The 23,511-nt window shown below is 68.9% G+C and carries 17 protein-coding genes and 1 tRNA gene; 16 read left to right on the top strand and 2 right to left on the bottom strand.

The features are described 5' to 3' along the window. The 4 genes from ACWEF2_RS06325 to ACWEF2_RS06310 all read left to right on the top strand — a co-directional run. Window positions 1–561, top strand: a 561-nt coding sequence (locus ACWEF2_RS06325; RefSeq protein ID WP_453812423.1) for an RNA-guided endonuclease InsQ/TnpB family protein, incomplete at its 5' end; no start/stop codon positions are given. After that, window positions 530–2,854 carry an ATP-binding protein gene (locus ACWEF2_RS06320; protein ID WP_453812421.1) on the top strand — a complete coding sequence of 775 codons (2,325 nt, stop codon included), beginning with the start codon at window positions 530–532 and terminating at the stop codon, window positions 2,852–2,854. The genes ACWEF2_RS06325 and ACWEF2_RS06320, both read left to right, overlap by 32 nt. Before the next feature lie 80 nt (window positions 2,855–2,934). Continuing rightward, window positions 2,935–4,965, top strand: coding sequence for an ATP-binding protein (locus ACWEF2_RS06315; protein WP_453812419.1), 2,031 nt, complete (start codon window positions 2,935–2,937; stop codon window positions 4,963–4,965). Window positions 4,966–5,063: 98 nt separating this feature from the next. Next, window positions 5,064–6,008, top strand: coding sequence for an ATP-binding protein (locus ACWEF2_RS06310; protein WP_453812418.1), 945 nt, complete (start codon window positions 5,064–5,066; stop codon window positions 6,006–6,008). A gap of 41 nt (window positions 6,009–6,049) precedes the next feature. Here the strand turns inward: ACWEF2_RS06310 and ACWEF2_RS06305 are convergent, their stop codons facing one another. Together ACWEF2_RS06305 and ACWEF2_RS06300 are read right to left on the bottom strand one after the other, a co-directional pair. Next, a complete protein-coding gene (locus tag ACWEF2_RS06305; RefSeq protein WP_453812416.1) occupies window positions 6,050–7,102 on the bottom strand; it encodes an adenosine deaminase in 1,053 nt (350 codons plus the stop codon). A gap of 173 nt (window positions 7,103–7,275) precedes the next feature. Next, window positions 7,276–8,481, bottom strand: a complete 1,206-nt coding sequence (locus tag ACWEF2_RS06300) for a pyridoxal phosphate-dependent aminotransferase (protein WP_453812414.1) — start codon at window positions 8,479–8,481, stop codon at window positions 7,276–7,278. A 256-nt stretch (window positions 8,482–8,737) separates the two neighbouring features. Here ACWEF2_RS06300 and ACWEF2_RS06295 point away from each other — a divergent pair. The 12 genes from ACWEF2_RS06295 to ACWEF2_RS06240 all read left to right on the top strand — a co-directional run bounded on the left by ACWEF2_RS06295 (window position 8,738) and on the right by ACWEF2_RS06240 (window position 23,066). Beyond that, window positions 8,738–8,810: transfer RNA gene (locus ACWEF2_RS06295), tRNA-Trp, on the top strand. Between the two features lie 75 nt (window positions 8,811–8,885). Then, entirely contained in the window at window positions 8,886–9,134 is a 249-nt protein-coding gene (gene secE / locus ACWEF2_RS06290; protein WP_355594231.1) for a preprotein translocase subunit SecE, read from the top strand. Between the two features lie 67 nt (window positions 9,135–9,201). Then, on the top strand, window positions 9,202–10,023 hold the full coding sequence (gene nusG / locus ACWEF2_RS06285; protein ID WP_453812411.1) for a transcription termination/antitermination protein NusG: 822 nt from the start codon (window positions 9,202–9,204) through the stop codon (window positions 10,021–10,023). Between the two features lie 145 nt (window positions 10,024–10,168). Continuing rightward, window positions 10,169–10,600, top strand: a complete 432-nt coding sequence (gene rplK / locus ACWEF2_RS06280; protein WP_352031399.1) for a 50S ribosomal protein L11 — start codon at window positions 10,169–10,171, stop codon at window positions 10,598–10,600. A 187-nt stretch (window positions 10,601–10,787) separates the two neighbouring features. Then, complete coding sequence (rplA, locus tag ACWEF2_RS06275) at window positions 10,788–11,501, top strand: 50S ribosomal protein L1 (protein WP_453812409.1); 714 nt, start codon at window positions 10,788–10,790, stop codon at window positions 11,499–11,501. 171 nt (window positions 11,502–11,672) lie between these two features. Continuing rightward, entirely contained in the window at window positions 11,673–12,503 is an 831-nt protein-coding gene (locus tag ACWEF2_RS06270; protein ID WP_453812407.1) for an LppX_LprAFG lipoprotein, read from the top strand. 282 nt (window positions 12,504–12,785) lie between these two features. After that, window positions 12,786–13,310 carry a 50S ribosomal protein L10 gene (gene rplJ, locus ACWEF2_RS06265; RefSeq protein ID WP_453812405.1) on the top strand — a complete coding sequence of 175 codons (525 nt, stop codon included), beginning with the start codon at window positions 12,786–12,788 and terminating at the stop codon, window positions 13,308–13,310. An 85-nt stretch (window positions 13,311–13,395) separates the two neighbouring features. Next, window positions 13,396–13,785, top strand: coding sequence for a 50S ribosomal protein L7/L12 (gene rplL, locus ACWEF2_RS06260; protein WP_355594220.1), 390 nt, complete (start codon window positions 13,396–13,398; stop codon window positions 13,783–13,785). A gap of 387 nt (window positions 13,786–14,172) precedes the next feature. After that, a complete protein-coding gene (locus tag ACWEF2_RS06255; protein ID WP_453812403.1) occupies window positions 14,173–14,682 on the top strand; it encodes a hypothetical protein in 510 nt (169 codons plus the stop codon). Further along, entirely contained in the window at window positions 14,682–15,194 is a 513-nt protein-coding gene (locus ACWEF2_RS06250) for a hypothetical protein (protein ID WP_453812443.1), read from the top strand. The genes ACWEF2_RS06255 and ACWEF2_RS06250 overlap by 1 nt, the downstream gene beginning before the upstream one ends. Before the next feature lie 490 nt (window positions 15,195–15,684). Continuing rightward, the gene (rpoB, locus tag ACWEF2_RS06245) at window positions 15,685–19,152 is read left to right on the top strand and encodes a DNA-directed RNA polymerase subunit beta (RefSeq protein WP_453812401.1); all 3,468 of its coding nucleotides are present in this window, start codon (window positions 15,685–15,687) and stop codon (window positions 19,150–19,152) included. 26 nt (window positions 19,153–19,178) lie between these two features. Then, complete coding sequence (locus ACWEF2_RS06240) at window positions 19,179–23,066, top strand: DNA-directed RNA polymerase subunit beta' (RefSeq protein WP_453812399.1); 3,888 nt, start codon at window positions 19,179–19,181, stop codon at window positions 23,064–23,066. The last annotated feature ends 445 nt before the right edge of the window (window positions 23,067–23,511 follow it).

Here is a 23,511-nt window from a genome sequence, read left to right as displayed (position 1 = left end):
CACCTGGCCGCGTCCGCCGACCGGCTCGCCGCCGCCCAGCGGGACCTGGCCCGCAAGAAGCGCGGTTCCGCGCGCCGACGCAAAGCGGTTGCCCGTGTCGCCGCGCTGCACGCCAAGGTGCGGCGCCGGCGCCTCGATGGCGCGCACAAGGCCGCCCTCGCACTGGTTCGTAACTACGACGTGATCGTCCACGAGGCGTTGAAGATCACGAACATGACCAGGCGTGCCGCGCCGAGACCGGACGGCGAAGGCGGACACCTGCCCAACGGCGGCTCGGCCAAATCCGGCCTGAACAAGAGCGTCCTGGACGCGGGTTGGGGGGTGTTCCTGACGATCCTTGCGCACAAGGCTGAGAGTGCCGGTCGAGAGCTGATCGCGGTGAACCCCGCCCACACCTCCCGCACCTGCGCCCGATGCGGGCACGTGGCGAAGGAGAACCGCGTCGCCCAGGCCGCGTTCGCCTGTACGGTGTGCGGGCACACCGCACACGCCGATGTGAACGCGGCGATCAACATTCTCAGGGCGGGGCTTGTCCTTCGCCGGGCTGCGCGAGCAGCTTAGCGAGAAGCCGCTCCCTTCAGGGAGCGGAGGAGTCACGGAAACTACTTTTGTCGGCCGGAGTGCGGAGATCGCACAGGTGGTCCGTCTGCTGCGCGAGTCCCGCCTGGTCACGCTCACCGGACTGGGCGGTGTCGGTAAGACGCGCCTGGCACGCCGGGTCGCCGAGGAGATCTCGGCGGAGTTCCCCGGCGGCTGCCGGCAGGTCGAGCTGGCCTCCCTCACCGATCCGCACCTGCTGCCGGCGACCGTGGCCGACGGCATGGGCCTGGCCGACCGGTCCGCCCGGCCGCAGCAGGAGGTACTCGCCGACTGGCTGAGCTCGCGCCGGTCGCTGCTCATGCTCGACACCTGCGAACACCTGGTCGACGCGGTGGCCTCACTGGTCGACACCCTGCTGCGCCGCGCGCCCGGTCTCCGGGTGCTGGCCACCGGACGCCAGCCGCTCGGCGTGTCCGGCGAACACGTCTATCCCGTCCCGCCGCTCCCGGTCGAGGACGCGGTGACGCTGCTCCGCGACCGCGCCGGCCTGACGGAGGGCGCGGGGGGCGCGAGCGGCACAGGGGGCGCGGGAGCCTCGGGAGAGGCGCCCGGTACCGGCGGGGGCGGGCCGGGGAGTGACGGCCGGAGCGCGGAGGGGGCGGACGGCGGCGCGGGTGGCGTGGGCGGCGCGGACGGTGAAGCCGGTCTGGCCGAGCTCTGCGAGGGGCTCGACTGTGTCCCGCTGGCGATCGAGCTGGCGGCCGTACGGCTGCGCACCACGTCGCCTGCGCGGCTCATCCGCGAGCTGGGCGACCGCTACCGCCTGCTGACCGGCGGTGGCTCGATCGGCGACGACCCGGCCGGCGGCGGCCCGATGAGTGGTGTCCCGGCCCGCGGTGCCCCGGCCGGCGACGGCCCGATCGGCGGTGGCGTGACCGGTGGCGGCGGGCTGGTGCGGCACGAGTCGCTGCGCGCGGCGATGGGCTGGAGCCACGAACTGTGCACCCCGGCCGAGCGGCTGCTGTGGGCCCGGCTGTCGGTGTTCGCCTCGGATTTCGACCTGGAGGCCGCCGAGCGGGTCTGCGCGGGCGGTCCGCTCCCGGCCGCGCTGGTGCTGGAGGCGCTGACCGGGCTGGCGGAGAAGTCCCTGGTGCAGCGGGAGGACCACCCCACCGGTGTACGGCTGCGCATGCTGGACACCGTCAGGGAGTTCGGCGCCGAGTGGCTGCACCGGCTGGGTGAGCACGAGACGGTCAGGGGCCGTCACCGTGACCACTATCTCCGGCTGGCCGAAAGATGTGCCGCCGAGTGGCCGGGCCGCCAGGTGGAGTGGTACGCGAGGATGCGCGCCGAGCAGTGCAACCTGCGCAAGGCGTTCGAGGTGTGCCTGGCCGACCCCGGGTGGACACGGGCGGCTCTGGATCTGGCCGGGTCTCTGTGGTTCCTCTGGATCTGCTGCGGTCTGGTGCGTCAGGGCCGCCACTATCTGGAGGCCGCGTTGCGGTCCGACGCCGAGCCCGGCCCCGAGCGGACCAGGGCGCTCTGGGTCTGCGCCTGGGTCGCCGTGCTCCAGGGGGACCTGGAGGCCGCTCGGGAACTGCTCGCCCGCTGCCGTGCCGAGGACGCCGGGGGGAGCGCCGCCGGGTACGTCCTCCAGATAGAGGGTTTGCTCGCTCTGACGCGCAGGGACTCCTCGCGTGCGGTCGAACTGCTGGAGCGGGCCGTCGTCTGGCACACGGCCGGGGGTGACATGTCGGCGGGGTTGCTGCCCTGTCACATGCTGGCGGCGCTGAGCCTGCTGGCCGCAGGGCGGCCGGAGGCGGCGGACAGGATGCTGGTCAAGGGGCGGGGGCTCTGCGAGGCGTACGGGGAGGAGTGGAGCCGCACCCAGATGGAGTACGTCTCCGCCTGGGCGGAGCACCTCAAGGGCCGCCCCTCGGGGGCACTCCGTCACGCCAGGGCCGCGCTCGCGGGGGCGAGGCTCTTTGAGGACCTGCTCCTGACCGTCGCCTGTGTCGAGCTGATCGCCTGGACGGCGGCGGCGGAGGCGGTCAGGGCGAAGACGGGCGGAGGGAGGGGAGGCGCGGGGGCGGCGTGCAGGGCGGCCCGGCTGCTGGGGGCGGCCCAGGTCGTCTGGGACTCCTCGGGGCTGCCGCAGTTCCTCTCGCCGATCTTCATCACGGTCCGTCAGAGGGCCGTCACCCAGGCCGTCAAAGTCCTGGGCGGTGGAGAATTCGATACCCGTTTCGCACAGGGGAGGGCGCTTGACCTGCGGCTTGCTGTGAAATATGCACTGGAGGAGAAAAACTCATAACCGGTGATGTCAGATCTGACCGGGTCTGCCGCCGGTTCCGTGGTTGGCTTGCCACCTCATGCGGAGGGGCGAGGAATTCGGTGGCGGATACGCGGATACGTCGGGACAACGTTCCGGCGGAGACGAGCAGCCTCGTCGGGCGCGCAGCGGAGCTCGACGAGCTCGCCGTACTGATCGGCCATTCCCCCCTGGTGACCCTCACCGGGGTCGCCGGTGTGGGCAAGACGAGGCTGGCCGTCAGGACGGCCGACCGGCTCCGTGACTCCTTCAGCGACGGGGTGTGGGTCGTCGAGCTCTCGGCGGAGCAGAACGGCGACCTGGTCGGCCACACCATCGCCGCGGTGCTCGGTATGCGGGAGCAGGCGGCCCGGCCGCAGGCCGAGGTGCTCGCGGACTTCCTCGCCGACAAGCGGCTGCTGCTGGTCCTGGACACCTGCGACCATCTGATCGACTCCTGCGCGGCGCTGCTGCGCCGGATCCTGTCCGACGCCCCGCACGCCCGGGTGCTCGCCACCAGCCGCCAGCCGCTCGGGCTGCCGGGGGAGCGGCTCATGCCGATCGAGCCGCTGGCGGTGCCCGCCTCCGGAGGCGCCGCCTCGGAGGCGGTGCGGCTCTTCACCGAGCGGGCTCAGGCCCTGGTGCCCGACGTCGCCCTCGATCCACACGAGGTGGCCCAGGTCTGCCGCCTTCTGGACGGCATCCCCCTCGCCATCGAGCTGGCCGCGCGGCGGCTGCGGACGCTGTCGGTGCGGCAGCTCACCGAACGGCTGGACGACCGGTTCGCGCTGCTCGTCGGCGGGAGCCGTACTCCGCTTGGACGCCACCAGACCCTGCGCACCGCGGTGGGCTGGAGTCACGAGCTGTGCACCGCGGAGGAACGCCTGCTCTGGGCCAGGCTCTCGGTCTTCGCCGGTTGGTTCGACGTCGACGACGTGCGGGCGGTGTGCGCCGACGGGCGGCTCACCGTGTTCCCGCTGGGGCGGCTGGTGGACAAGTCGATTCTGCTCGCCAGGGGGTCGCGCTACCGGATGCTCGACACGGTCCGCGACTACGGCAGGGAGTGGCTGCGCCGCCTGGGCGAGGAGGCGACTCTCGTCGCCCGCCACCGTGAGCACTATCTGGCGCGGGCCCGCAGGGCGGAGGCCGAGTGGTACGGCCCGAGGCAGCCGCAGTGGGCCGACTGGGCGCACCGGGCGCTGCCGGATCTGGAGGCGGCCCTCGCCTGCGACGACGGGTTCGACCTGGTGACCGCGCTCTGGTTCGTCTGGTGCTGCCTCGGCCAGGTGCGGCGGGGGCGCCTTCACCTGGACCGGGCGCTGGACGGTCACGCGGACCCGAGCCCGGTCAGGACCAAGGCCCTGTGGGTGTGTGCCTGGGTCGCGCTCGCCGCGGGTGACACGGCCGCGGCGAGCGGGCGGGCGGACGAGGCGTACGAGGCGGCGATGGCCGAGGGCGACTTCGCCGCGGCCGGGTGCGCCCGGCAGAACGCCGCGGCGACCGCCCTCGTCCTCGGCGATCCCGACGAGGCCGCGCGTCTCGCGGCGGAGGCTGCCGAACTGTTCGAACGGGCGGTCCACCTCCACATCGGGCTGCCCCTCGCCGAGGTGACGATGGCGATGGCCTGGGGCCTGCGGGGCGAGTCCGGCCTGGCCGTGGGGGTGCTCATGCGGCAGTGGGCCAGGTGCGCGGAGCGGGGTGAGCTCTGGGCCCGCTCCTACGGCGATCAGGTGCGTTCGCTCGTCGAGCTCGGCAGGGGGGATCTCGACGCCGCGGAGGCGTACGCGCGGACGGCGCTTGAGGTCAGGTGGAGGCTGGGCGACACCCTGGGCGGTGCCCTGACACTGGATCAGCTCGCCGCCACCGCCGTGGCCCGGGGAGACGGTGGCCTGGCCGCCTTCCTGCTCGGCGCCGCCCGGCGGATGTGGACGACCTCCGGCCTGTCCGAGCGTGGTTCGTGCCCTTTCGCGATCTCCGGCCGTCAGGCGGAGAGCCGGGCCAGGGCGCTGGTGGGTGACGAGGTGTACGAGCGCGCCTTCACCAGGGGAATGGACACGGATCTGGACGTGACCATGACCCGAATCCTGGACATTGAGGGATTCGATCAGTTTTAGTGTGAATTTTAGGGTGAATGCGCACGCCGCCAGGAGAGAGCGCCCGTTGACCTCCTCTCCCTGGCCGAAGCCCGGAGTCTCCACGCTGGAGGAATTCGATGAGCGCGTTCGTCGGCAGACGGGACGAGATCGCGGAGATCGCGGCCCTGTTCGAGCGGGTCCGGCTGGTCACCCTGTCCGGCGCCGGCGGTGTGGGCAAGACCCGGCTCGGCCTCGAACTCGTCCGGATGATCGCCCCCGGGGCGGCGGTGGTGGACGTCGCCGAGACGGACGGCCCCGACGCGCTGGTCTCGGCGGTCCTGGACGCCGTCGGCGCCTCCGCCGCTCCGCTGCTCGTGCTGGACACCTGCGAGGTGCTGATCGGGCGGGTCGCGACGCTGGTCGGTGAGCTGCTCACCACCGATCCCGGGCTCCGCGTCCTGGCGATCGGCCGCCAGTCGCTCGCGGTCCCCGGCGAGCATCTGCGGGTGCTGACCGGCCTGCCGCCCAAGGACGCGTGCGCCCTGCTCGCCGACCTGAGCGGTGTGTGGCTCCCCGAGGTGTGCGTCAGGCTGGACGGCCTCCCGCTGGCGATCGAGCTGGCGGCCGCGCGGCTGCGCACGATGTCCGCCGCCGACATCCTGGCCGGGCTGGAGGGCCGGTTCGACCTCCTGGTGGACGAGGGCAGGGACGGTCCGTCCCGGCATCGGGCGCTGGCCACCTGCATCGGGTGGAGCCACCAGCTCTGCACGGCTCAGGAACGGCTGTTCTGGGCCCGCGCCTCGGTGTTCACCGGAGAGTTCGACCTCGACTCGGCGACCTACGTCTGCCAGGACGACACGCTCCGCGCCGAGGACATGATCGACGTGATCACCGGCCTGGTCGACAAGTCCGTGCTGCTCTGCCGTCGGGTCCCGGGCGGGGTCCGGTTCCGGATGCTCGACGGACTGCGCGAGTTCGGCGCGAGCTGGCTCGCCCTGCTCGGCCAGGAGCACGCGGTACGGCTCCGCCGGCACGATCTCCGCCTCGCCCCCCGCGACCAGGGCCCTCCCGACCGGCCCTGAGCCCGCCCCTCGGCCCGCAGCCTCCCCCGGCCCGCAGTCCCTCAGTCCGCAGCCCCTCGGTCCGCCGTACCTTCCGGCTCCGGGGAGGCCAGCCAGTCGTCGATCTCCCTGAGCAGGTCCTTGCGCACCGTCTCGGGGGCCGTCGACGCCCGGATCGACTGCCTGGCCAGCTCGGCCAGCTCGGCGTCGCGGAAGCCGTACACCTGCCTGGCCAGCTCGTACTGCGGCAGCAACCGGGCGCCGAACAGCAGCGGGTCGTCCGCGCCCAGCGCGACCGGTACCCCCGCCTCGAAGAGCCGTCGCAGCGGCACGTCCTCGGGCCGCTCGGCCACCCCGAGCCCGACGTTGGAGGTCGGGCAGATCTCGCAGGCGATCTGCCGGGCGGCCAGGCGCTCCATCAGCCGGGGCGACTCGGCCGCCCGCACACCGTGCCCCAGCCGGTCGGCGCCCAGCACGTCCACGCACTCCGCCACGCTGTCGGCGCCCAGCAGCTCCCCGCCGTGCGGTACGGCCAGCAGCCCGGCCCGTTTGGCGAGCCGGAAGGCCCCGTCGAAGTCGCGGGCCCGGCCTCGGCGCTCGTCGTTGGAGAGCCCGAACCCGACGACGCCCTGGTCCATGTAGCGGGAGGCGAGACGGGCGAGCGTCTTGGCGTCCAGCGGATGCCGGGTCCGGTTGGCGGCCACCACCACGGCGATCCCGATCCCCGCGTGGTCGGCGGCCCGGCGCGCGGCCTCCAGCATCAGCTCCATGGCCGGGGTGAGGCCGCCGAACCGCTGGGCGTAGCCGGACGGGTCCACCTGGATCTCCAGCCAGCGCGACCCCTCGGCGGCCTCGTCCTCGGCGGCCTCCCGCAGCAGCCGGTAGACGTCGTCCTCCCGCTGCAGGACCGTGCGCGCGATGTCGTACAGCCGCTGGAAGCGGAACCAGCCCCGCTCGTCGGTCGCCCGCAGCCGGGGTGGCCAGTCCTGCACCAGCGCGTCCGGCAGGTGCAGGTTCTGCTCGCGGGCGAGCTCGATCAGGGTGGAGTGCCGCATCGAGCCGGTGAAGTGCAGATGCAGGTGGGCCTTGGGCAGGTCGCTGAGCGGACGGGGCATTTCCACATGGTGCCGTATGTCCGGCGTCCCGGGGCCGTTCTTGCCTCACCCGGGTAGCCCGCCGGTGTCCTGTCCACCGGACTTTCCCCCTTGACCGGGCGGACCGGAGCCGGAGACCACACAAAAGGGGCCTCGGACCGTTCCCGATCCGGGCCCCGCTGTGTCCCCGAGCACTATTGGGTCTGGCCCAGGAACTTGGCCACCCGGCTGACGCCCTCGACGAGGTCGTCGTCGCCGAGCGCGTAGGACAGACGGAAGTAGCCGGGGGTGCCGAAGGCCTCGCCGGGGACGAGGGCGACCTCGGCCTCCTCCAGGATGAGCTCGGCGAGCTCGGCGGAGGTCCGCGGGCGCCGGCCCGCGAACTCCTTGCCCAGCAGCTCCTTGACCGAGGGGTAGGCGTAGAACGCGCCCTTCGGCTCCGGGCAGAGCACACCCGGGATGTCGTTCAGCATGCGGACCATGGTCTGACGGCGGCGGTCGAAGGCCTCCCGCATCGTCGTCACGGCCGACAGGTCGCCGGAGACGGCGGCCAGGGCGGCGATCTGGGCCACGTTGGAGACGTTGGACGTGGCGTGCGAGTGCAGGTTGGTCGCGGCCTTGACGACGTCCTTCGGGCCGATCAGCCAGCCGACGCGCCAGCCGGTCATCGCGTAGGTCTTGGCGACGCCGTTCAGGACGACGACCTTGTCGCCGAGTTCGGGGACGACGGTGGCGATGCTCGCGAAGGTCGCGCCGCCGTAGGTGAGGTGCTCGTAGATCTCGTCGGTGACGACCCACAGGTCGTGCTCGGCGGCCCAGCGGCCGATCGCCTCGACCTGCTCGGGGGAGTAGACCGCGCCGGTCGGGTTGGACGGCGAGACGAACAGCAGGACCTTGGTGCGCTCGGTGCGGGCCGCCTCAAGCTGCTCGACGCTCGCGAGGTAGCCGGTGGTCTCGTCGGTCACGACCTCGACCTGGACGCCGCCGGCCAGCTTGATGGCCTCCGGGTAGGTCGTCCAGTAGGGGGCGATGACCACGACCTCGTCACCCGGGTCGAGGAGCGTGGCGAACGCCTCGTAGACGGCCTGCTTGCCACCGTTGGTGACCAGGACCTGGGCCGCGTCGACCCGGTAGCCGGAGTCGCGGAGCGTCTTGTCGGCGACGGCCTGCTTCAGCTCCGGCAGGCCCCCGGCCGGCGTGTACTTGTGGAACCTGGGGTTGCGGCACGCCTCCACGGCGGCCTCGACGATGTATTCGGGGGTCGGGAAGTCCGGCTCACCCGCGCCGAAGCCGATGACCGGGCGGCCTGCCGCCTTCATCGCCTTGGCCTTGGCGTCCACGGCGAGCGTGGCGGACTCGGAGATCGCGGAGATACGTGCTGAGATGCGAGGACGGGTCATGCCTCCATGGTTACAGACCTGTGGCATTGTTTCCGCTCCGTATCCATGATGCGGACACCCCGGTCCACCCCGTGGGCCGGCGGCCCGTGCGACGGGCGGGGAGGCCGGTGACCTGGGCGGCCGCTCCCGGTTCGACGTGATGGGCATTCCCCCGTAGACTCCGGCGTGGTCTTCCCGCCGTATGCGTGAACCGGCGGTCAAGACCGTGAGCCACGGACAAACTTCGGTCCAACCGATGTATGGTGGTTCATGTCTTAGGGCACTAGCGCAATTGGTAGCGCACCGGTCTCCAAAACCGGCGGTTGGGGGTTCGAGTCCCTCGTGCCCTGCGAGGAGCGGTCCGCGCATCAGGGCGTCTAGCGCGCCGCAGACATGCGTTGGACTCGATGGATCAGGTGAGGACTGTGGCGATCGACACGCGCGGCGAAACCGCAGACAAGCCGAGCGGTGAGAAGAAGGCCAAGCGCACTTCTCCCGCACTCTTCTACCGGCAGGTCATTGCCGAACTGCGCAAGGTGATCTGGCCCACGCGCAAAGATCTTCTTTCTTACACCACGATCGTCCTGGTTTTCGTGCTGATCATGGTCGGGATCGTGTCGGCACTCGACGCGTTGCTCACCGAAGGTGTGCTGCGGATCTTCGGCGGAGCCTGAGCCGATTTCCGGCGGATCGTCCCCCGGTAATTTCAACAGCCCATCGACGGAAAGAGAATGATCCACCGTGTCCGAGTCTTCACAGTCGGCCGGCGAGTCCCGCGAAGAGCGGACGGCCGACCCGGAAGAGGCCGTCGACGCCACGCAGGGCTCGCTCGCCGAGTCCGGCAAGTCTGACGTCGACGCCGAAACCGGGGCCGAGGAGGTCCCGGCCGGCGGCGTCGACGAGGCCGAGGGTGTCGAAGAGGCCGAAAAGGTCTCCGTCGGAGAGGTCGACGAGGACGGCGACGTCCTGCCCGACATCGACCCGATCGAGGAGTTCAAGCGCCTGCTGCGGGGTCAGTTCGGCGAGTGGTACGTCATCCACTCCTACGCGGGTTACGAGAACCGCGTGAAGTCGAACATCGAGACCCGCACCCAGTCCCTCAACATGGAGGACTACATCTTCCAGGTCGAGGTGCCCACCCACCACGTGACCGAGATCAAGAGCGGCAAGCGCCAGCTCGTCAAGGAGCGGGTGCTTCCCGGCTACGTGCTGGTCCGGATGGAGCTCACCGACGAGTCCTGGTCCGCGGTCCGCAACACGCCCGGTGTGACCGGCTTCGTCGGCCTGTCGAACAAGCCCAGCCCGCTGAGCATCGACGAGGTGGCCAAGCTGCTCGCCCCGGAGCCGTCCGAGGAGGTCAAGAAGTCGACGGCCAAGGCCTCGGCGGCGACCGTCGACTTCGAGGTCGGCGAGTCCGTCACGGTCATGGACGGCCCCTTCGCCACGCTGCCCGCCACGGTCAGCGAGATCAGCGCCGAGTCGCAGAAGCTCAAGGTGCTGGTGTCGATCTTCGGCCGTGAGACACCGGTCGAGCTCTCGTTCAACCAGGTCTCGAAGATCTGACCGGTCACGCGACCGCGGCCGCACAGACCGCGGTCGCGTAAACTAAGACGTTCGATGGGCCGTGCTTCGCGAAGCACGGCCCGCCGACATGCTCCCCGTGTCTGCGTGGGAGCCGCATCACCCCGATTAGGACCCGGAGAGAACCATGCCTCCTAAGAAGAAGATCGCGGCACTGGTCAAGGTCCAGCTTCCCGCTGGCCAGGCCACGCCCGCTCCGCCGGTCGGTACCGCCCTCGGTCCGCACGGCGTCAACATCATGGACTTCGTCAAGCAGTACAACGCTGCCACCGAGGCCCAGCGCGGCAACATCATCCCCGTTGAGATCACCATCTTCGAGGACCGCAGCTTCACCTTCGTCACGAAGACGCCCCCGGCGCCTGAGCTGATCAAGAAGGCCGCCGGTGTGGCGAAGGGCTCGGCCGTCCCGCAGAAGGACAAGGTGGGCAAGCTCACCAAGGACCAGCTGCGCCAGATCGCCGAGACCAAGATGCAGGACCTCAACGCCAACGACATCGAGGCCGCCGAGAAGATCATCGCCGGCACCGCCCGATCGATGGGCATCACGATCGCCGACTGACCGGCACGGCACCGGGCCCGATGCCGTGAGGACGTGGACGCCCACCGTGGCCCACGCGGGACCGGCCGGAGCCCGGCAGCGGGCGCGACCATGAGCGCGCTCGCCGGACAATCTCCAAGCACCTCGAAAGTGGAGGGGCCGCGCGCCGGCCCGTACCACGGACACTCGGATCCACAGGAGTGAGCAAGTGAAGCGCAGCAAGGCATTCCGCAACGCGGCAGCCCAGATCGACAACGAGAACCTCTACACCCCGGTCGAGGCGGCCAAACTGGCCAAGGGGACCAGCGTCACCAAGTTCGACGCCACCGTCGAGGTGGCCCTGCGGCTGGGCGTCGACCCCCGCAAGGCGGACCAGATGGTGCGCGGCACCGTCAACCTCCCGCACGGCACCGGTAAGACCGCCCGGGTCCTGGTCTTCGCGACCGGTGACCGTGCCGAGGAGGCCCGCGCCGCGGGCGCCGACATCGTCGGCGCCGACGAGCTGATCGACGAGGTCGCCAAGGGCCGTCTGGACTTCGACGCCGTCGTCGCCACCCCGGACCTCATGGGCAAGGTCGGCCGCCTGGGCCGCGTGCTCGGTCCGCGTGGTCTGATGCCCAACCCCAAGACCGGCACCGTGACCCCCGCCGTCGGCAAGGCCGTCACCGACATCAAGGGCGGCAAGATCGAGTTCCGTGTCGACCGGCACGCGAACCTGCACTTCATCATCGGCAAGGTGTCGTTCGGTGAGCGTCAGCTCGTCGAGAACTACGCCGCGGCCCTCGACGAGGTGCTCCGTCTCAAGCCGTCCGCGGCCAAGGGTCGCTACGTGAAGAAGGTCGTCTTCTCCACGTCCATGGGCCCGGGCATCCCGGTCGACCCGAACGCGACGCGGGGGCTGACCGCCGAGCTCGACGCCTGACAGGGCCGCTGGACACCTGTCAAGCCCGATAACAGGTCTCCTTTTGGAGGGCCTCAACCGAATGGCCATTCGGTTGAGGCCCTTTTTCGTTCTCTGGGAGGACGCATTCCGTTTTGTCACGGCGTAGTGTCGTAAGCAATTCCATCGGGGGACACGAAGGGGTGAAGACGGATGCGCCGATTGGCTCCCGTACTGACATTGGGAGCGGCCGCGCTGGTCGCGGTCTCGGGATGCGGTGCCCAGGGCACCACGTCCCTCGGAAACGTCAAACTGGCCGCCGCCGAGGCGGTGCAGCAGAGCGCACAGCGGGCCGGGGAGGTCACCTCCTACTCCGCGGACCTCGTGGTCGACGTCACCGGCGACCAGAAGGGCGCCAGCAAGATCCAGGGCAGCATGCTCTACCAGAGCGAGCCGCAGCTGGCGACCGACGTCAGGCTGGACACGATCGTCCACGACGGGCAGAACGTCCCCGGTGGAGCGCGGGCGATCCTGACCGGCGACACGGTCTATGTGAAGTCGGAACTGCTCAACAAGTTCGCGGGCGCGAACAAGCCGTGGATCAAGGTTTCCCTCACGGATCTCGACGCCAAGGGCCAGGCCGGTGTCAAGGCGTTCACGGCCCAGGCCCAGCAGTTCGACCTGGCCGGCACGGTCAAGCTGCTGACCGCCTCGAAGGACGTCAAGGCGGTCGGCACCGAGACGGTCGGCGGAGTCGAGACGACCCACTACAGCGGTACCTTCCCGGTGGCCGAGGCCGCCCAGGTGATCGACCCGGCCAGGCGTGAGCGGCTCCAGGAGCAGCTCTCGCGGGTCAAGAACGTGAAGTTCGACCTGTGGTCCGACGCCCAGAGCCTGCCCCGCAAGGTCACGCTCAGCGGCTCGGAGCAGGGTGTCACGTTCAACATGGCCGCCTCCTTCAAGGGCTTCAACGAGCCCGTGGAGATCGCGGCCCCGCCCGCCGACCAGGTGGGCGACATGCCGGAGCACCCCGGCGGAAACTGACGACCGCTCGCGGCCCGCGTCCCCCGACTCTCTGTTCGGAGGACGCGGGCCGTCGGCGATTTGGCATGCGCCCGGATAGGGCGTACGCTGTCAACGCCGAAGACCGCCGGTCGTCGTCGGGCCTCATGGCCCGACGGCCCAAGGATCCACACAGTGGACGGCCCGCGTAGGTGTGATGTGAGTTTTCATTTGGACTGACCTCCTGATGTGAGCCCCGTGCGCCTGCGCCGGGGCTTGTTCGCTTTCTGGGCCTTTGCCGGCGGCACATCTGGAAGGAGGCCCATGGCGAAGGCGGAAAAGGCAACGGCTGTAGCCGAGCTCAAGAGCAGCTTCGAAGGCTCTAGCGCTGCCGTTCTGACCGAGTACCGCGGTCTCACCGTCGCCCAGCTCAAGCAGCTGCGCGTTTCTCTCGGTGAGAATGCGAAGTTCGCCGTGGTGAAGAACACGCTGACCAAGATCGCGGCCAATGAGGCCGGGATCAGTGAGCTCGACGGCCTGCTCGCGGGTCCGTCGGCGATCGCGTTCGTCAAGGGCGACGTGGTCGAGGCCGCCAAGAGTCTGCGTGACTTCGCCAAGGCCAATCCCCTCCTGGTCATCAAGGGCGGTGTCGTCGACGGTAGGTCGATGAGCCCGGCCGAGATCACCAAGCTTGCCGACCTTGAGTCGCGCGAGGTCCTCCTCGCGAAGCTGGCCGGTGCTCTGAAGGCGAAGCAGGGCCACGCGGCCGCCGTCTTCAACGCGCTGCCCACCACCATGGCTCAGCTGGCCGAGGCTCTGCGCGCCAAGCGTGAAGAGACCGGCGAGTAGGTCCGCGCAAGCGGTCGCAGGGGATTAGCGCATACGTACCGCGGTCCCAATTCTTAGTTTGTCTGATCCATACGGAGGAACCACCATGGCGAAGCTCAGCACCGACGAGCTGCTCGACGCTTTCAAGGAGATGACCCTCCTTGAGCTGTCCGACTTCGTGAAGCTCTTCGAGGAGACCTTCGACGTCAAGGCCGCCGCCCCGGTCGCGGTCGCCGCCGCCCCGGCCGCCGGCGCCGCCGCCGCCGAAGAGGTCGAGGAGCAGGACGAGTTCGACGTCATCCTTGAGGCCGCCGGCGACAAGAAGATCCAGGTCATCAAGGAGATCCGCGCCCTGACGAGCCTGGGCCTCAAGGAGGCCAAGGACCTCGTGGACGGCGCCCCCAAGGCCGTCTTCGACGGCAAGGTCAACAAGGAGCAGGCGGAGAAGGCCAAGGGCGCCCTTGAGGCCGCCGGCGCCACCGTCACCGTCAAGTGATTCGCTTGACCTAGAGGCTTCACCAGAAAGAGCGGGTCCACCAGGTGCCGGTGGCCCGCTCTTTCCGTGTCCGCCCCCGGGTCCCTCCGTGTCCCCTCACATCCCTCCGTGCCCTCCGCGCCCCCGCGCGTTTCCCGTGTCCGCTCCCGCCGTTCCCCTCCCATCGGGGCCGCGCCCACCGGGTCCGCGGCCTCGCCGTCCGGCCGGTCGGCGCCGGCGGCCGACGCCGGCAACGAGGGACAGCTCGGAGAGAGGTCCGCAAAGCCCCACATGATGATCCGCGCGGCGGGTTATGATCCGGCGATCGGGGGAGCTTACCGGCCCGAACGGACGGCGCCCTGTGGTCACTGGACCGTATGCCGGTAGACCTGCGAGGGGAGGGAACGCGTGGCGGTGAAGGCTGCTCGGCGGGCTCACCCGCTGAAGACCGCCGGACTGGTGCTGAGCGTGCTGGTCGTGGCGCTGCTGGCCGTGGCCTACTGGCTCTGCGGTGCCCTGCGCGAGGCCCAGGTGGCGGCCGACGACCGTGAGGCGGCGGTGCGGTCGGCCAGGACGCACGCGCTGGCCCTGCTCTCGGTCGGTTACCGGAGCGTGGACGCCGACATCAACCGCATTCTGGACACCTCAACCGGTGCGGAGCGGGCGGAGTACGCCAGAACCGTGGTGGCGCTCAAGAAGACCACGGTCAAGAACAAGGTCCTCCAGACGGGCGCGCTCCGTGCCGCCGGGCTCGTCTCCCTCAAGGGCGGCACGGCCCAGGTGATGGTGGTGGGAGACGCCGTGGTCCGGTGGGACGGGAGCGAGGACGCCCCGCAGGAGCGGTTCTACCGGTGGAACATGGAAGTGACCAGGGTCGGGGCGGTCTGGCTCGTGTCGAAGGCGGAGTTGGTCCTGTGATGCGCGCATCCGTGGTGCTGGCCGGGATGCTCACCGCCGTGGCGCTCTCGCTCACCGCCGTGATCGGGATCATGTTCATCGACCTCGACCGGCTGCGCGCAGAGGAGTCCGCCGGGCAGGAGGCCCTCGCCACGGCCCGCTCGGTCGCCGTCGACATGCTGTCGTACGACTACCGCACGATCGAACAGGATTTCTCCCGGGCCCGGGTCTACACCACCGGCAGCCTCACCCAGTACTACCGGGACCTCGGCGCGACCCTGGTGCCCACGGTCAAGAGGCAGCGCACGGTGCAGGAGGCGACCGTGGCCGGCGCGGCGGTGGAGTCGGCCACCTCCGACCGGGTCGAGGTGCTGCTGTTCGTGAACATGGGAACGGTGAAAACCCTGCCCGGCGAGAGGCAGCCCCGGCGCCAGGTCAGCCAGAACCGGGCCCGGCTGGTCATGGTCAAGCAGGACGGGCGCTGGCTGGTGGCCGAGCTGTCCACCCTGCTCGGAGACCCTCCGCCGAACTAGGGTCCTCTCGCCGATCACGGGCGTCGACCACCCGCCGGATCGGTCGTCGGCGTGGCGCTTCCTTCAATTGTTATCAAAGTCTGTGTTTGGAGTCGGTATGTCGGCGGGTAGATCCTCCACGGCAGTGTCGATCGTCAGTCGGTCATCGGCTGGCGTTCCAACCGCCGTGTGACTGAGCGTTAGCCACACCAGGTCGCGGGTATCGTCTTGGATCCGGTGGTGTGCGCAGGTCACAGGGTGGGCAAACTCCCAGCGTCTCGGCTGTTCCTTGGCTGAAATGTCGGCTCACGGGCTTGACGTTTTGGCTCTGACGGGCGATGCTGCGACCAACGTGGAGCTTGCAGCGAGACTGGACTGGACAGGTGTATGCCATTCGGCTACACTGCCCCTTTGCGCTGCCCTTTGACGACCCGCTTCTTTTGGTGCTCTGATGCATGGTCGTCTGGCGTGCGTGTAGTCAGTCCGCCGCGAGCCCTCGGAAGGACATCTGTTGGCAGCCTCGCGCAACGCCTCCGCCGTACCCGCTGGTCCCCGTCGTGTGTCTTTCGCACGGATTCAGGAGCCGCTCGAAGTTCCTGACCTTCTCGCCCTGCAGACCGAGTCCTTCGACTGGCTGCTTGGCAACGAGAAGTGGAAGGGGCGGGTCGAGGCGGCTCGCCAGGCCGGGCGCAAGGACGTTCCGGCCCAGTCGGGCCTCGAAGAGATCTTCGAGGAGATCAGTCCCATCGAGGACTTCTCCGGGACCATGTCCCTGTCGTTCCGTGACCACCGGTTCGAGCCGCCCAAGTACTCAGTCGATGAGTGCAAAGACAAGGACATGACCTACTCCGCCCCGATGTTCGTGACGGCGGAGTTCATCAATAACACCACTGGCGAGATCAAGAGCCAGACCGTGTTCATGGGCGATTTCCCGCTCATGACCGGCAAGGGGACGTTCATCATCAACGGCACCGAGCGTGTCGTGGTCTCCCAGCTGGTCCGCTCCCCGGGCGTCTACTTCGACCGCAGCGTCGACAAGACCTCCGACAAGGACCTCTACGGCTGCAAGGTGATCCCCTCCCGGGGCGCCTGGCTTGAGTTCGAGATCGACAAGCGTGACAGCGTCGGCGTCCGGATCGACCGTAAGCGCAAGCAGGCCGTCACGGTCCTGCTGAAGGCGCTCGGATGGACCAGCGACCAGATCCTTGAGCGGTTCGGGCAGTACGAGTCCATGCGCGCCACCCTGGAGAAGGACCACACGGCCGGCCAGGACGACGCCCTGCTGGACATCTACCGCAAGCTGCGTCCGGGAGAGCCGCCGACCAAGGAGTCGGCGCAGACGCTGCTGGAGAATCTCTACTTCAACCACAAGCGCTACGACCTGGCCAAGGTCGGCCGTTACAAGATTAACAAGAAGCTCGGTGTCGACAGCGAGATCACCCAGGGCACGCTGACCGAGGACGACATCGTCGCCACGATCGAGTACATCGTCAAGTTGCACGCGGGCGAGCACTCGATGCCGGGCGCCGGTCGCGAGATCGTCGTCGAGACCGACGACATCGACCACTTCGGCAACCGCCGTCTGCGGACGGTCGGCGAGCTCATCCAGAACCAGGTCCGCCTGGGCCTGGCCCGGATGGAGCGGGTCGTCCGTGAGCGGATGACCACCCAGGACGTCGAGGCGATCACGCCGCAGACCCTGATCAACATCCGTCCGGTCGTCGCGTCGATCAAGGAGTTCTTCGGGACCTCCCAGCTGTCGCAGTTCATGGACCAGACCAACCCCCTGGCCGGCCTGACGCACAAGCGTCGTCTGTCCGCGCTGGGCCCCGGTGGTCTGTCCCGTGAGCGGGCCGGCTTCGAGGTCCGTGACGTTCACCCGTCCCACTACGGCCGCATGTGCCCGATCGAGACGCCGGAAGGACCGAACATCGGTCTGATCGGCTCGCTGGCCTCCTTCGGCCGGGTCAACTCCTTCGGCTTCGTCGAGACGCCGTACCGGAAGGTCGTCGACGGCCGGGTCACCGACGAGGTGCACTACCTCACGGCCGACGAGGAGGACCGATACGTCATCGCCCAGGCGAACACGCCGATCGGTTCCGATGGCACGTTCCTGGAGAGTCGCGTGCTCGTCCGCCGTAAGGGCGGCGAGTTCGAGTCCCTGCGTGGCAACGAGGTCGACTACATGGACGTGTCGGCGCGCCAGATGGTGTCCGTCGCGACCGCGATGATCCCCTTCCTGGAGCACGACGACGCCAACCGCGCGCTCATGGGCTCCAACATGCAGCGCCAGTCGGTGCCGTTGCTCAAGAGCGAGGCGCCGCTGGTCGGCACCGGCATGGAGTACCGTGCCGCGACCGACGCGGGCGACGTCATCACCGCGGACAAGCCCGGCGTGGTCGAGGAGGTCTCCGCCGACTACGTCACCGTGATGAACGACGACGGCACCCGTACGACCTATCGCGTCGCCAAATTCAAGCGCTCCAACCAGGGCACCTGCTTCAACCAGAAGCCGATCGTCGCCGAAGGCGACCGGATCGAGGTGAACCAGGTCGTCGCCGACGGTCCCTGCACCGACGACGGTGAGATGGCGCTCGGCAAGAACCTGCTCGTGGCGTTCATGCCGTGGGAGGGTCACAACTACGAAGACGCGATCATCCTGTCCCAGCGGCTGGTCCAGGACGACGTCCTCTCCTCGATCCACATCGAGGAGCACGAGGTCGACGCCCGTGACACCAAGCTGGGCCCCGAGGAGATCACCCGGGACATCCCGAACGTCTCCGAGGAGGTCCTGGCCGACCTCGACGAGCGCGGCATCATCCGCATCGGCGCCGAGGTCGTGCCCGGTGACATCCTCGTCGGCAAGGTCACGCCCAAGGGCGAGACCGAGCTGACCCCCGAGGAGCGCCTGCTCCGCGCGATCTTCGGTGAGAAGGCGCGCGAGGTCCGTGACACCTCCCTGAAGGTGCCCCACGGCGAGCAGGGCAAGGTCATAGGGGTTCGCGTCTTCAGCCGCGAGGAGGGCGACGAGCTTCCCCCCGGGGTCAACGAACTGGTCCGCGTCTACGTGGCCCAGAAGCGTAAGATCACCGACGGTGACAAGCTCGCCGGCCGTCACGGCAACAAGGGCGTCATCTCCAAGATCCTGCCCGTCGAGGACATGCCGTTCCTGGAGGACGGCACGCCGGTCGACATCATCCTCAACCCGCTGGGCGTGCCCGGCCGGATGAACGTCGGCCAGGTCCTGGAGACCCATCTCGGGTGGATCGCCGCCAGGGGCTGGGACATCTCCGGTATCGAGGAGGCGTGGGCCGAGCGGCTGCGCGACAAGGGCTTCGCCGAGGTCGAGCCGCGCACGAACATGGCCACCCCGGTGTTCGACGGCGCCAACGAGGAAGAGATCATCGGTCTCCTCGACAGCACCCTGGTCAACAGGGACGGCAGCCGCATGGTCGGTTCGAACGGCAAGGCCAGGCTCTTCGACGGCCGCTCGGGCGAGCCGTTCCCGCACCCGATCTCGGTCGGCTACATCTACATCCTGAAACTGCTCCACCTGGTCGACGACAAGATCCACGCGCGCTCGACCGGTCCATACTCCATGATCACTCAGCAGCCGCTCGGCGGTAAGGCGCAGTTCGGCGGCCAGCGCTTCGGTGAGATGGAGGTGTGGGCACTGGAGGCGTACGGCGCCGCCTACGCCCTGCAGGAGCTACTGACGATCAAGTCCGACGACGTCCTGGGCCGCGTGAAGGTCTACGAGGCCATCGTCAAGGGCGAGAACATCCCCGAACCGGGCATTCCCGAGTCGTTCAAGGTCCTCATCAAGGAGATGCAGTCGCTCTGCCTGAACGTCGAGGTGCTCTCCAGCGACGGCATGTCCATCGAGATGCGCGACACCGACGAGGACGTCTTCCGCGCTGCGGAAGAGCTCGGCATCGACCTGTCTCGGCGTGAGCCGAGCAGCGTCGAAGAGGTCTGATCTAGAAGCTGAGGAGGGGAATACAAGTGCTGGACGTCAACTTCTTCGACGAGCTTCGGATCGGCCTCGCGACGGCTGACGACATCCGCCAGTGGTCGCACGGTGAGGTCAAGAAGCCCGAGACCATCAACTACCGCACCCTCAAGCCCGAGAAGGACGGACTCTTCTGCGAGAAGATCTTCGGTCCTACCCGGGACTGGGAGTGCTACTGCGGCAAGTACAAGCGCGTCCGCTTCAAGGGCATCATCTGTGAGCGCTGCGGCGTCGAGGTGACCCGGGCCAAGGTGCGCCGTGAGCGGATGGGCCACATCGAGCTGGCCGCGCCCGTCACGCACATCTGGTACTTCAAGGGTGTCCCGTCCCGGCTGGGATACCTGCTCGACCTGGCCCCGAAGGACCTTGAGAAGGTCATCTACTTCGCGGCCTACATGATCACGCACGTCGACAAGGACATGCGCGAGCGTGACCTGCCGTCGCTGGAGGCGAAGATCTCCGTCGAGCGGCAGCACATCGAGCAGCGGCGCGACGCCGACATCGAGGCCCGGCAGAAGAAGCTTGAGGCCGACCTGACCGAGCTTGAGGCCGCCGGCGCCAAGGGCGACCAGCGTCGCAAGGTCCGTGAGGGCGCCGAGCGCGAGATGCGGCAGATCCGCGACCGGGCCCAGCGTGAGCTGGACCGGCTGGACGAGGTGTGGAGCCGTTTCAAGAACCTCAAGGTCCAGGACCTGGAGGGCGACGAGCTGCTCTACCGCGAGATGCGCGACCGGTTCGGCCGCTACTTCCGCGGCGGCATGGGCGCCCAGGCCATTCAGGAGCGTCTGACCAACTTCGACCTCGAACTTGAGGCCGAGAACCTGCGGGAGACGATCCGCAGCGGCAAGGGCCAGAAGAAGGCCCGCGCGCTCAAGCGTCTCAAGGTCGTCTCCGCGTTCCTGAACACCCGCAACTCGCCCAACGGCATGGTCCTGGACTGCATCCCGGTCATCCCGCCGGACCTGCGCCCGATGGTGCAGCTCGACGGTGGCCGGTTCGCGACCTCGGACCTGAACGACCTCTACCGCCGGGTGATCAACCGGAACAACCGTCTCAAGCGTCTCCTTGACCTCGGCGCGCCCGAGATCATCGTGAACAACGAGAAGCGGATGCTCCAGGAGGCCGTCGACGCGCTGTTCGACAACGGCCGCCGCGGCCGTCCGGTCACCGGTCCCGGCAACCGCCCGCTGAAGTCCCTCAGCGACATGCTGAAGGGCAAGCAGGGCCGGTTCCGCCAGAACCTCCTGGGCAAGCGAGTCGACTACTCCGGCCGTTCGGTCATCGTCGTCGGCCCGCAGCTGAAGCTGCACCAGTGCGGTCTGCCCAAGCAGATGGCGCTGGAGCTGTTCAAGCCGTTCGTGATGAAGCGCCTGGTCGACCTGAACCACGCGCAGAACATCAAGTCGGCCAAGCGGATGGTCGAGCGCGCCCGCCCGGTGGTGTGGGACGTCCTCGAAGAGGTCATCACCGAGCACCCCGTGCTGCTCAACCGGGCCCCCACCCTGCACCGCCTGGGCATCCAGGCGTTCGAGCCGCAGCTGGTCGAGGGCAAGGCCATCCAGATCCACCCGCTCGTCTGCACCGCGTTCAACGCGGACTTCGACGGTGACCAGATGGCCGTGCACCTGCCGCTGTCGGCCGAGGCGCAGGCCGAGGCCCGCATCCTGATGCTGTCCACCAACAACATCCTGAAGCCGGCCGACGGCAAGCCGGTGACCATGCCCACCCAGGACATGATCATCGGTCTGTACTCGCTGACCACTCTCAAGGACGACGACGAGAACGCGGTCGGCCAGGGCAGGGTCTTCGGCTCGGTGTCCGAGGCGCTCATGGCCTATGACCGGCGCGAGCTGGACATCCAGGCCAGGATCCAGATCCGGCTGAAGGGCGACGTCCCGCCGCCCCGCGGCTGGGCCGCCCCCGAGGGCTGGGAGCCGGGCGAGAGCTACCGCCTGGAGACCACGCTCGGCCGCTGCCTGTTCAACCAGACGCTGCCGGCGAACTACCCGTACGTGAACTCCCAGGTCGGCAAGAAGCAGCTGTCGCTCATCGTCAACGAGCTGGCCGAGAAGTACCCCAAGGTGGAGGTCGCCACCGCCCTTGACGCGCTCAAGGACGCCGGCTTCTACTGGGCCACCCGGGCAGGTGTGACGATCTCCATCGAGGACGTCATCGCGCCGCCGAACAAGGCCACGATCATGGAGACGTACGAGCGCAGGGCCGACAAGGTCCAGCGGGAGTACGAGCGCGGTCTCATCACGGACGAGGAGCGCCGTCAGGAGCTCATCGAGATCTGGACGCACGCGACCAGTGACGTGACCGACGACATGCAGAAGGCGTTCCCGAAGACCAACCCGGTCTGGATGATGGTCCAGTCGGGCGCCCGAGGGAACCTGATGCAGGTCCGGCAGATCTCCGGCATCCGCGGTCTGGTGTCCAACACCAAGGGTGAGACGATCCCGCGTCCGATCAAGGCCTCGTTCCGTGAGGGCCTGTCGGTGCTGGAGTACTTCATCTCCACCCACGGACAGCGCAAGGGCCTGGCGGACACCGCGCTGCGGACCGCCGACTCGGGCTACCTGACCCGTCGTCTGGTGGACGTCGCGCAGGACGTCATCGTCCGCGAGATCGACTGCGCCACCGACCGCGGCGTGCCGCTGCACGTCGGCGACCGCGACGCCCAGGGCAACCTGGTCAAGGCCGAGAACGCCGAGAGCAACGTGCACGGCCGCATCCTGGCCGAGGACGTCGAGGTGGACGGCAAGGTCATCGTGAGCGCGGGTGTCGACATCAACGACATCCACGTCACCGCGCTGGTCGAGGCCGGTGTGGAGACCGTCAGGACCCGCAGCGCCCTCGTCTGCGAGGCCAAGATCGGTGTCTGCGCCACCTGCTACGGCCGCTCGCTCGCGACCGGCAAGCTGGTGGACGTCGGCGAGGCGGTCGGCATCATCGCCGCCCAGTCGATCGGTGAGCCCGGCACCCAGCTGACGATGCGTACCTTCCACACCGGTGGTGTGGCGGGTGCCGACATCACCCACGGCCTGCCCCGTGTGCAGGAGCTCTTCGAGGCGCGCGTTCCCAAGGGCGTCGCCCCGATCAGCGAGGCCGAGGGCCGGGCCCGCATCGACGAGACCGACAAGACCCGGAAGATCGTGATCGTCCCGGACGACGGTTCCGAGGAGATCGCCTACCCGGTGTCCATGCGGTCGCGCCTGCTCATCTCGGACGGGCAGCGCGTCACGGTCGGCCAGCAGCTGATCGCCGGCGCCGTCAACCCCAACGAGGTGCTGCGCATCCTCGGCCCCCGGGCCGTGCAGCTGCACCTGGTGGCCGAGGTCCAGCAGGTCTACCGCTCGCAGGGTGTGTCGATCCACGACAAGCACATCGAGATCATCGTCCGGCAGATGCTCAAGCGGGTGAACGTGCTTGAGTCGGGTGACGCCGACATGCTGCCCGGCGAGCTGGTCGAGCGGCCGCGCTTCGAGCGGATCAACCGCGAGTGCGTGGCCGAGGGCGGTACGCCGGCCTCCGGCCGTCCGGTGCTGATGGGCATCACCAAGGCGTCGCTGGCCACCGAGTCCTGGCTGTCCGCGGCGTCCTTCCAGGAGACGACCCGGGTGCTCACCGACGCGGCGATCCACGCCAAGTCGGACTCGCTGCTCGGTCTCAAGGAGAACGTCATCATCGGAAAGCTCATCCCGGCCGGTACCGGCATGCCGCAGTACCGCAACATCCGGGTCGAGCCCACCGAGGAGGCCAAGTCGGCGATGTACACCGTCGGCGGCTACGACGGCTCCGCGGCGGACTACACCTTCGGCTCGGGCTCCGGCGAGGCCGTCCCGCTGGAGGAGTACGACTTCGGTCAGTACAACCGCTAGACGATCGCAGGCGGCGCCAGGTCCCTCACCGAGGGGCCGGGCGCCGTCCGTCTGTCCGGGTTCGTTACTGAGGATCTTTCTTGACCGGAATGTTGCGGTGAAAGCTGTAGGTGATGGCGAGAACGGCCGGAGAAGTCTCTCGCGACAGGTAAACTCGTAGCGGACCCAACAGCGGTCGGCCGGAAACCGATCGCGGAGCCGGGACACGAACACGGGCGCTCACTACAGCGGCCGGCGAGCGCAACCGTTTTGACGTGTTGCGCTGGACTGGGTAGTCTTTCCCTTCGTGCCCGTGGCTTCATGGGCTCTCATGCGTGCGCGTCGACAGGTTTCCCATCGGGGAGTCGGCAGAGGCGCCGTGTGGCTCTTCCACTGGACCGGCCTGGCCGGGAGTGGCGCGACCAGTGCGCGACACGCCCGAGCGCGTGGGTCGGAGTGGATGGAA

It is taken from the genome of Streptosporangium sp. NPDC004631, assembly GCF_053601935.1.
This window is presented reverse-complemented; position numbering and strand designations above follow the sequence as displayed.

Coding starts and splice junctions, on each gene's coding strand:
- ACWEF2_RS06250 (WP_453812443.1), top strand. CDS start 14,682: ATGCGCGCATCCGTGGTGCTGGCCGGGATGCTCACCGCCGTGGCGCTC.
- rplJ (WP_453812405.1), top strand. CDS start 12,786: ATGGCGAAGGCGGAAAAGGCAACGGCTGTAGCCGAGCTCAAGAGCAGC.
- rplL (WP_355594220.1), top strand. CDS start 13,396: ATGGCGAAGCTCAGCACCGACGAGCTGCTCGACGCTTTCAAGGAGATG.
- ACWEF2_RS06305 (WP_453812416.1), bottom strand. CDS start 7,102: ATGCCCCGTCCGCTCAGCGACCTGCCCAAGGCCCACCTGCATCTGCAC.
- ACWEF2_RS06300 (WP_453812414.1), bottom strand. CDS start 8,481: ATGACCCGTCCTCGCATCTCAGCACGTATCTCCGCGATCTCCGAGTCC.
- rplK (WP_352031399.1), top strand. CDS start 10,169: ATGCCTCCTAAGAAGAAGATCGCGGCACTGGTCAAGGTCCAGCTTCCC.
- ACWEF2_RS06270 (WP_453812407.1), top strand. CDS start 11,673: ATGCGCCGATTGGCTCCCGTACTGACATTGGGAGCGGCCGCGCTGGTC.
- ACWEF2_RS06310 (WP_453812418.1), top strand. CDS start 5,064: ATGAGCGCGTTCGTCGGCAGACGGGACGAGATCGCGGAGATCGCGGCC.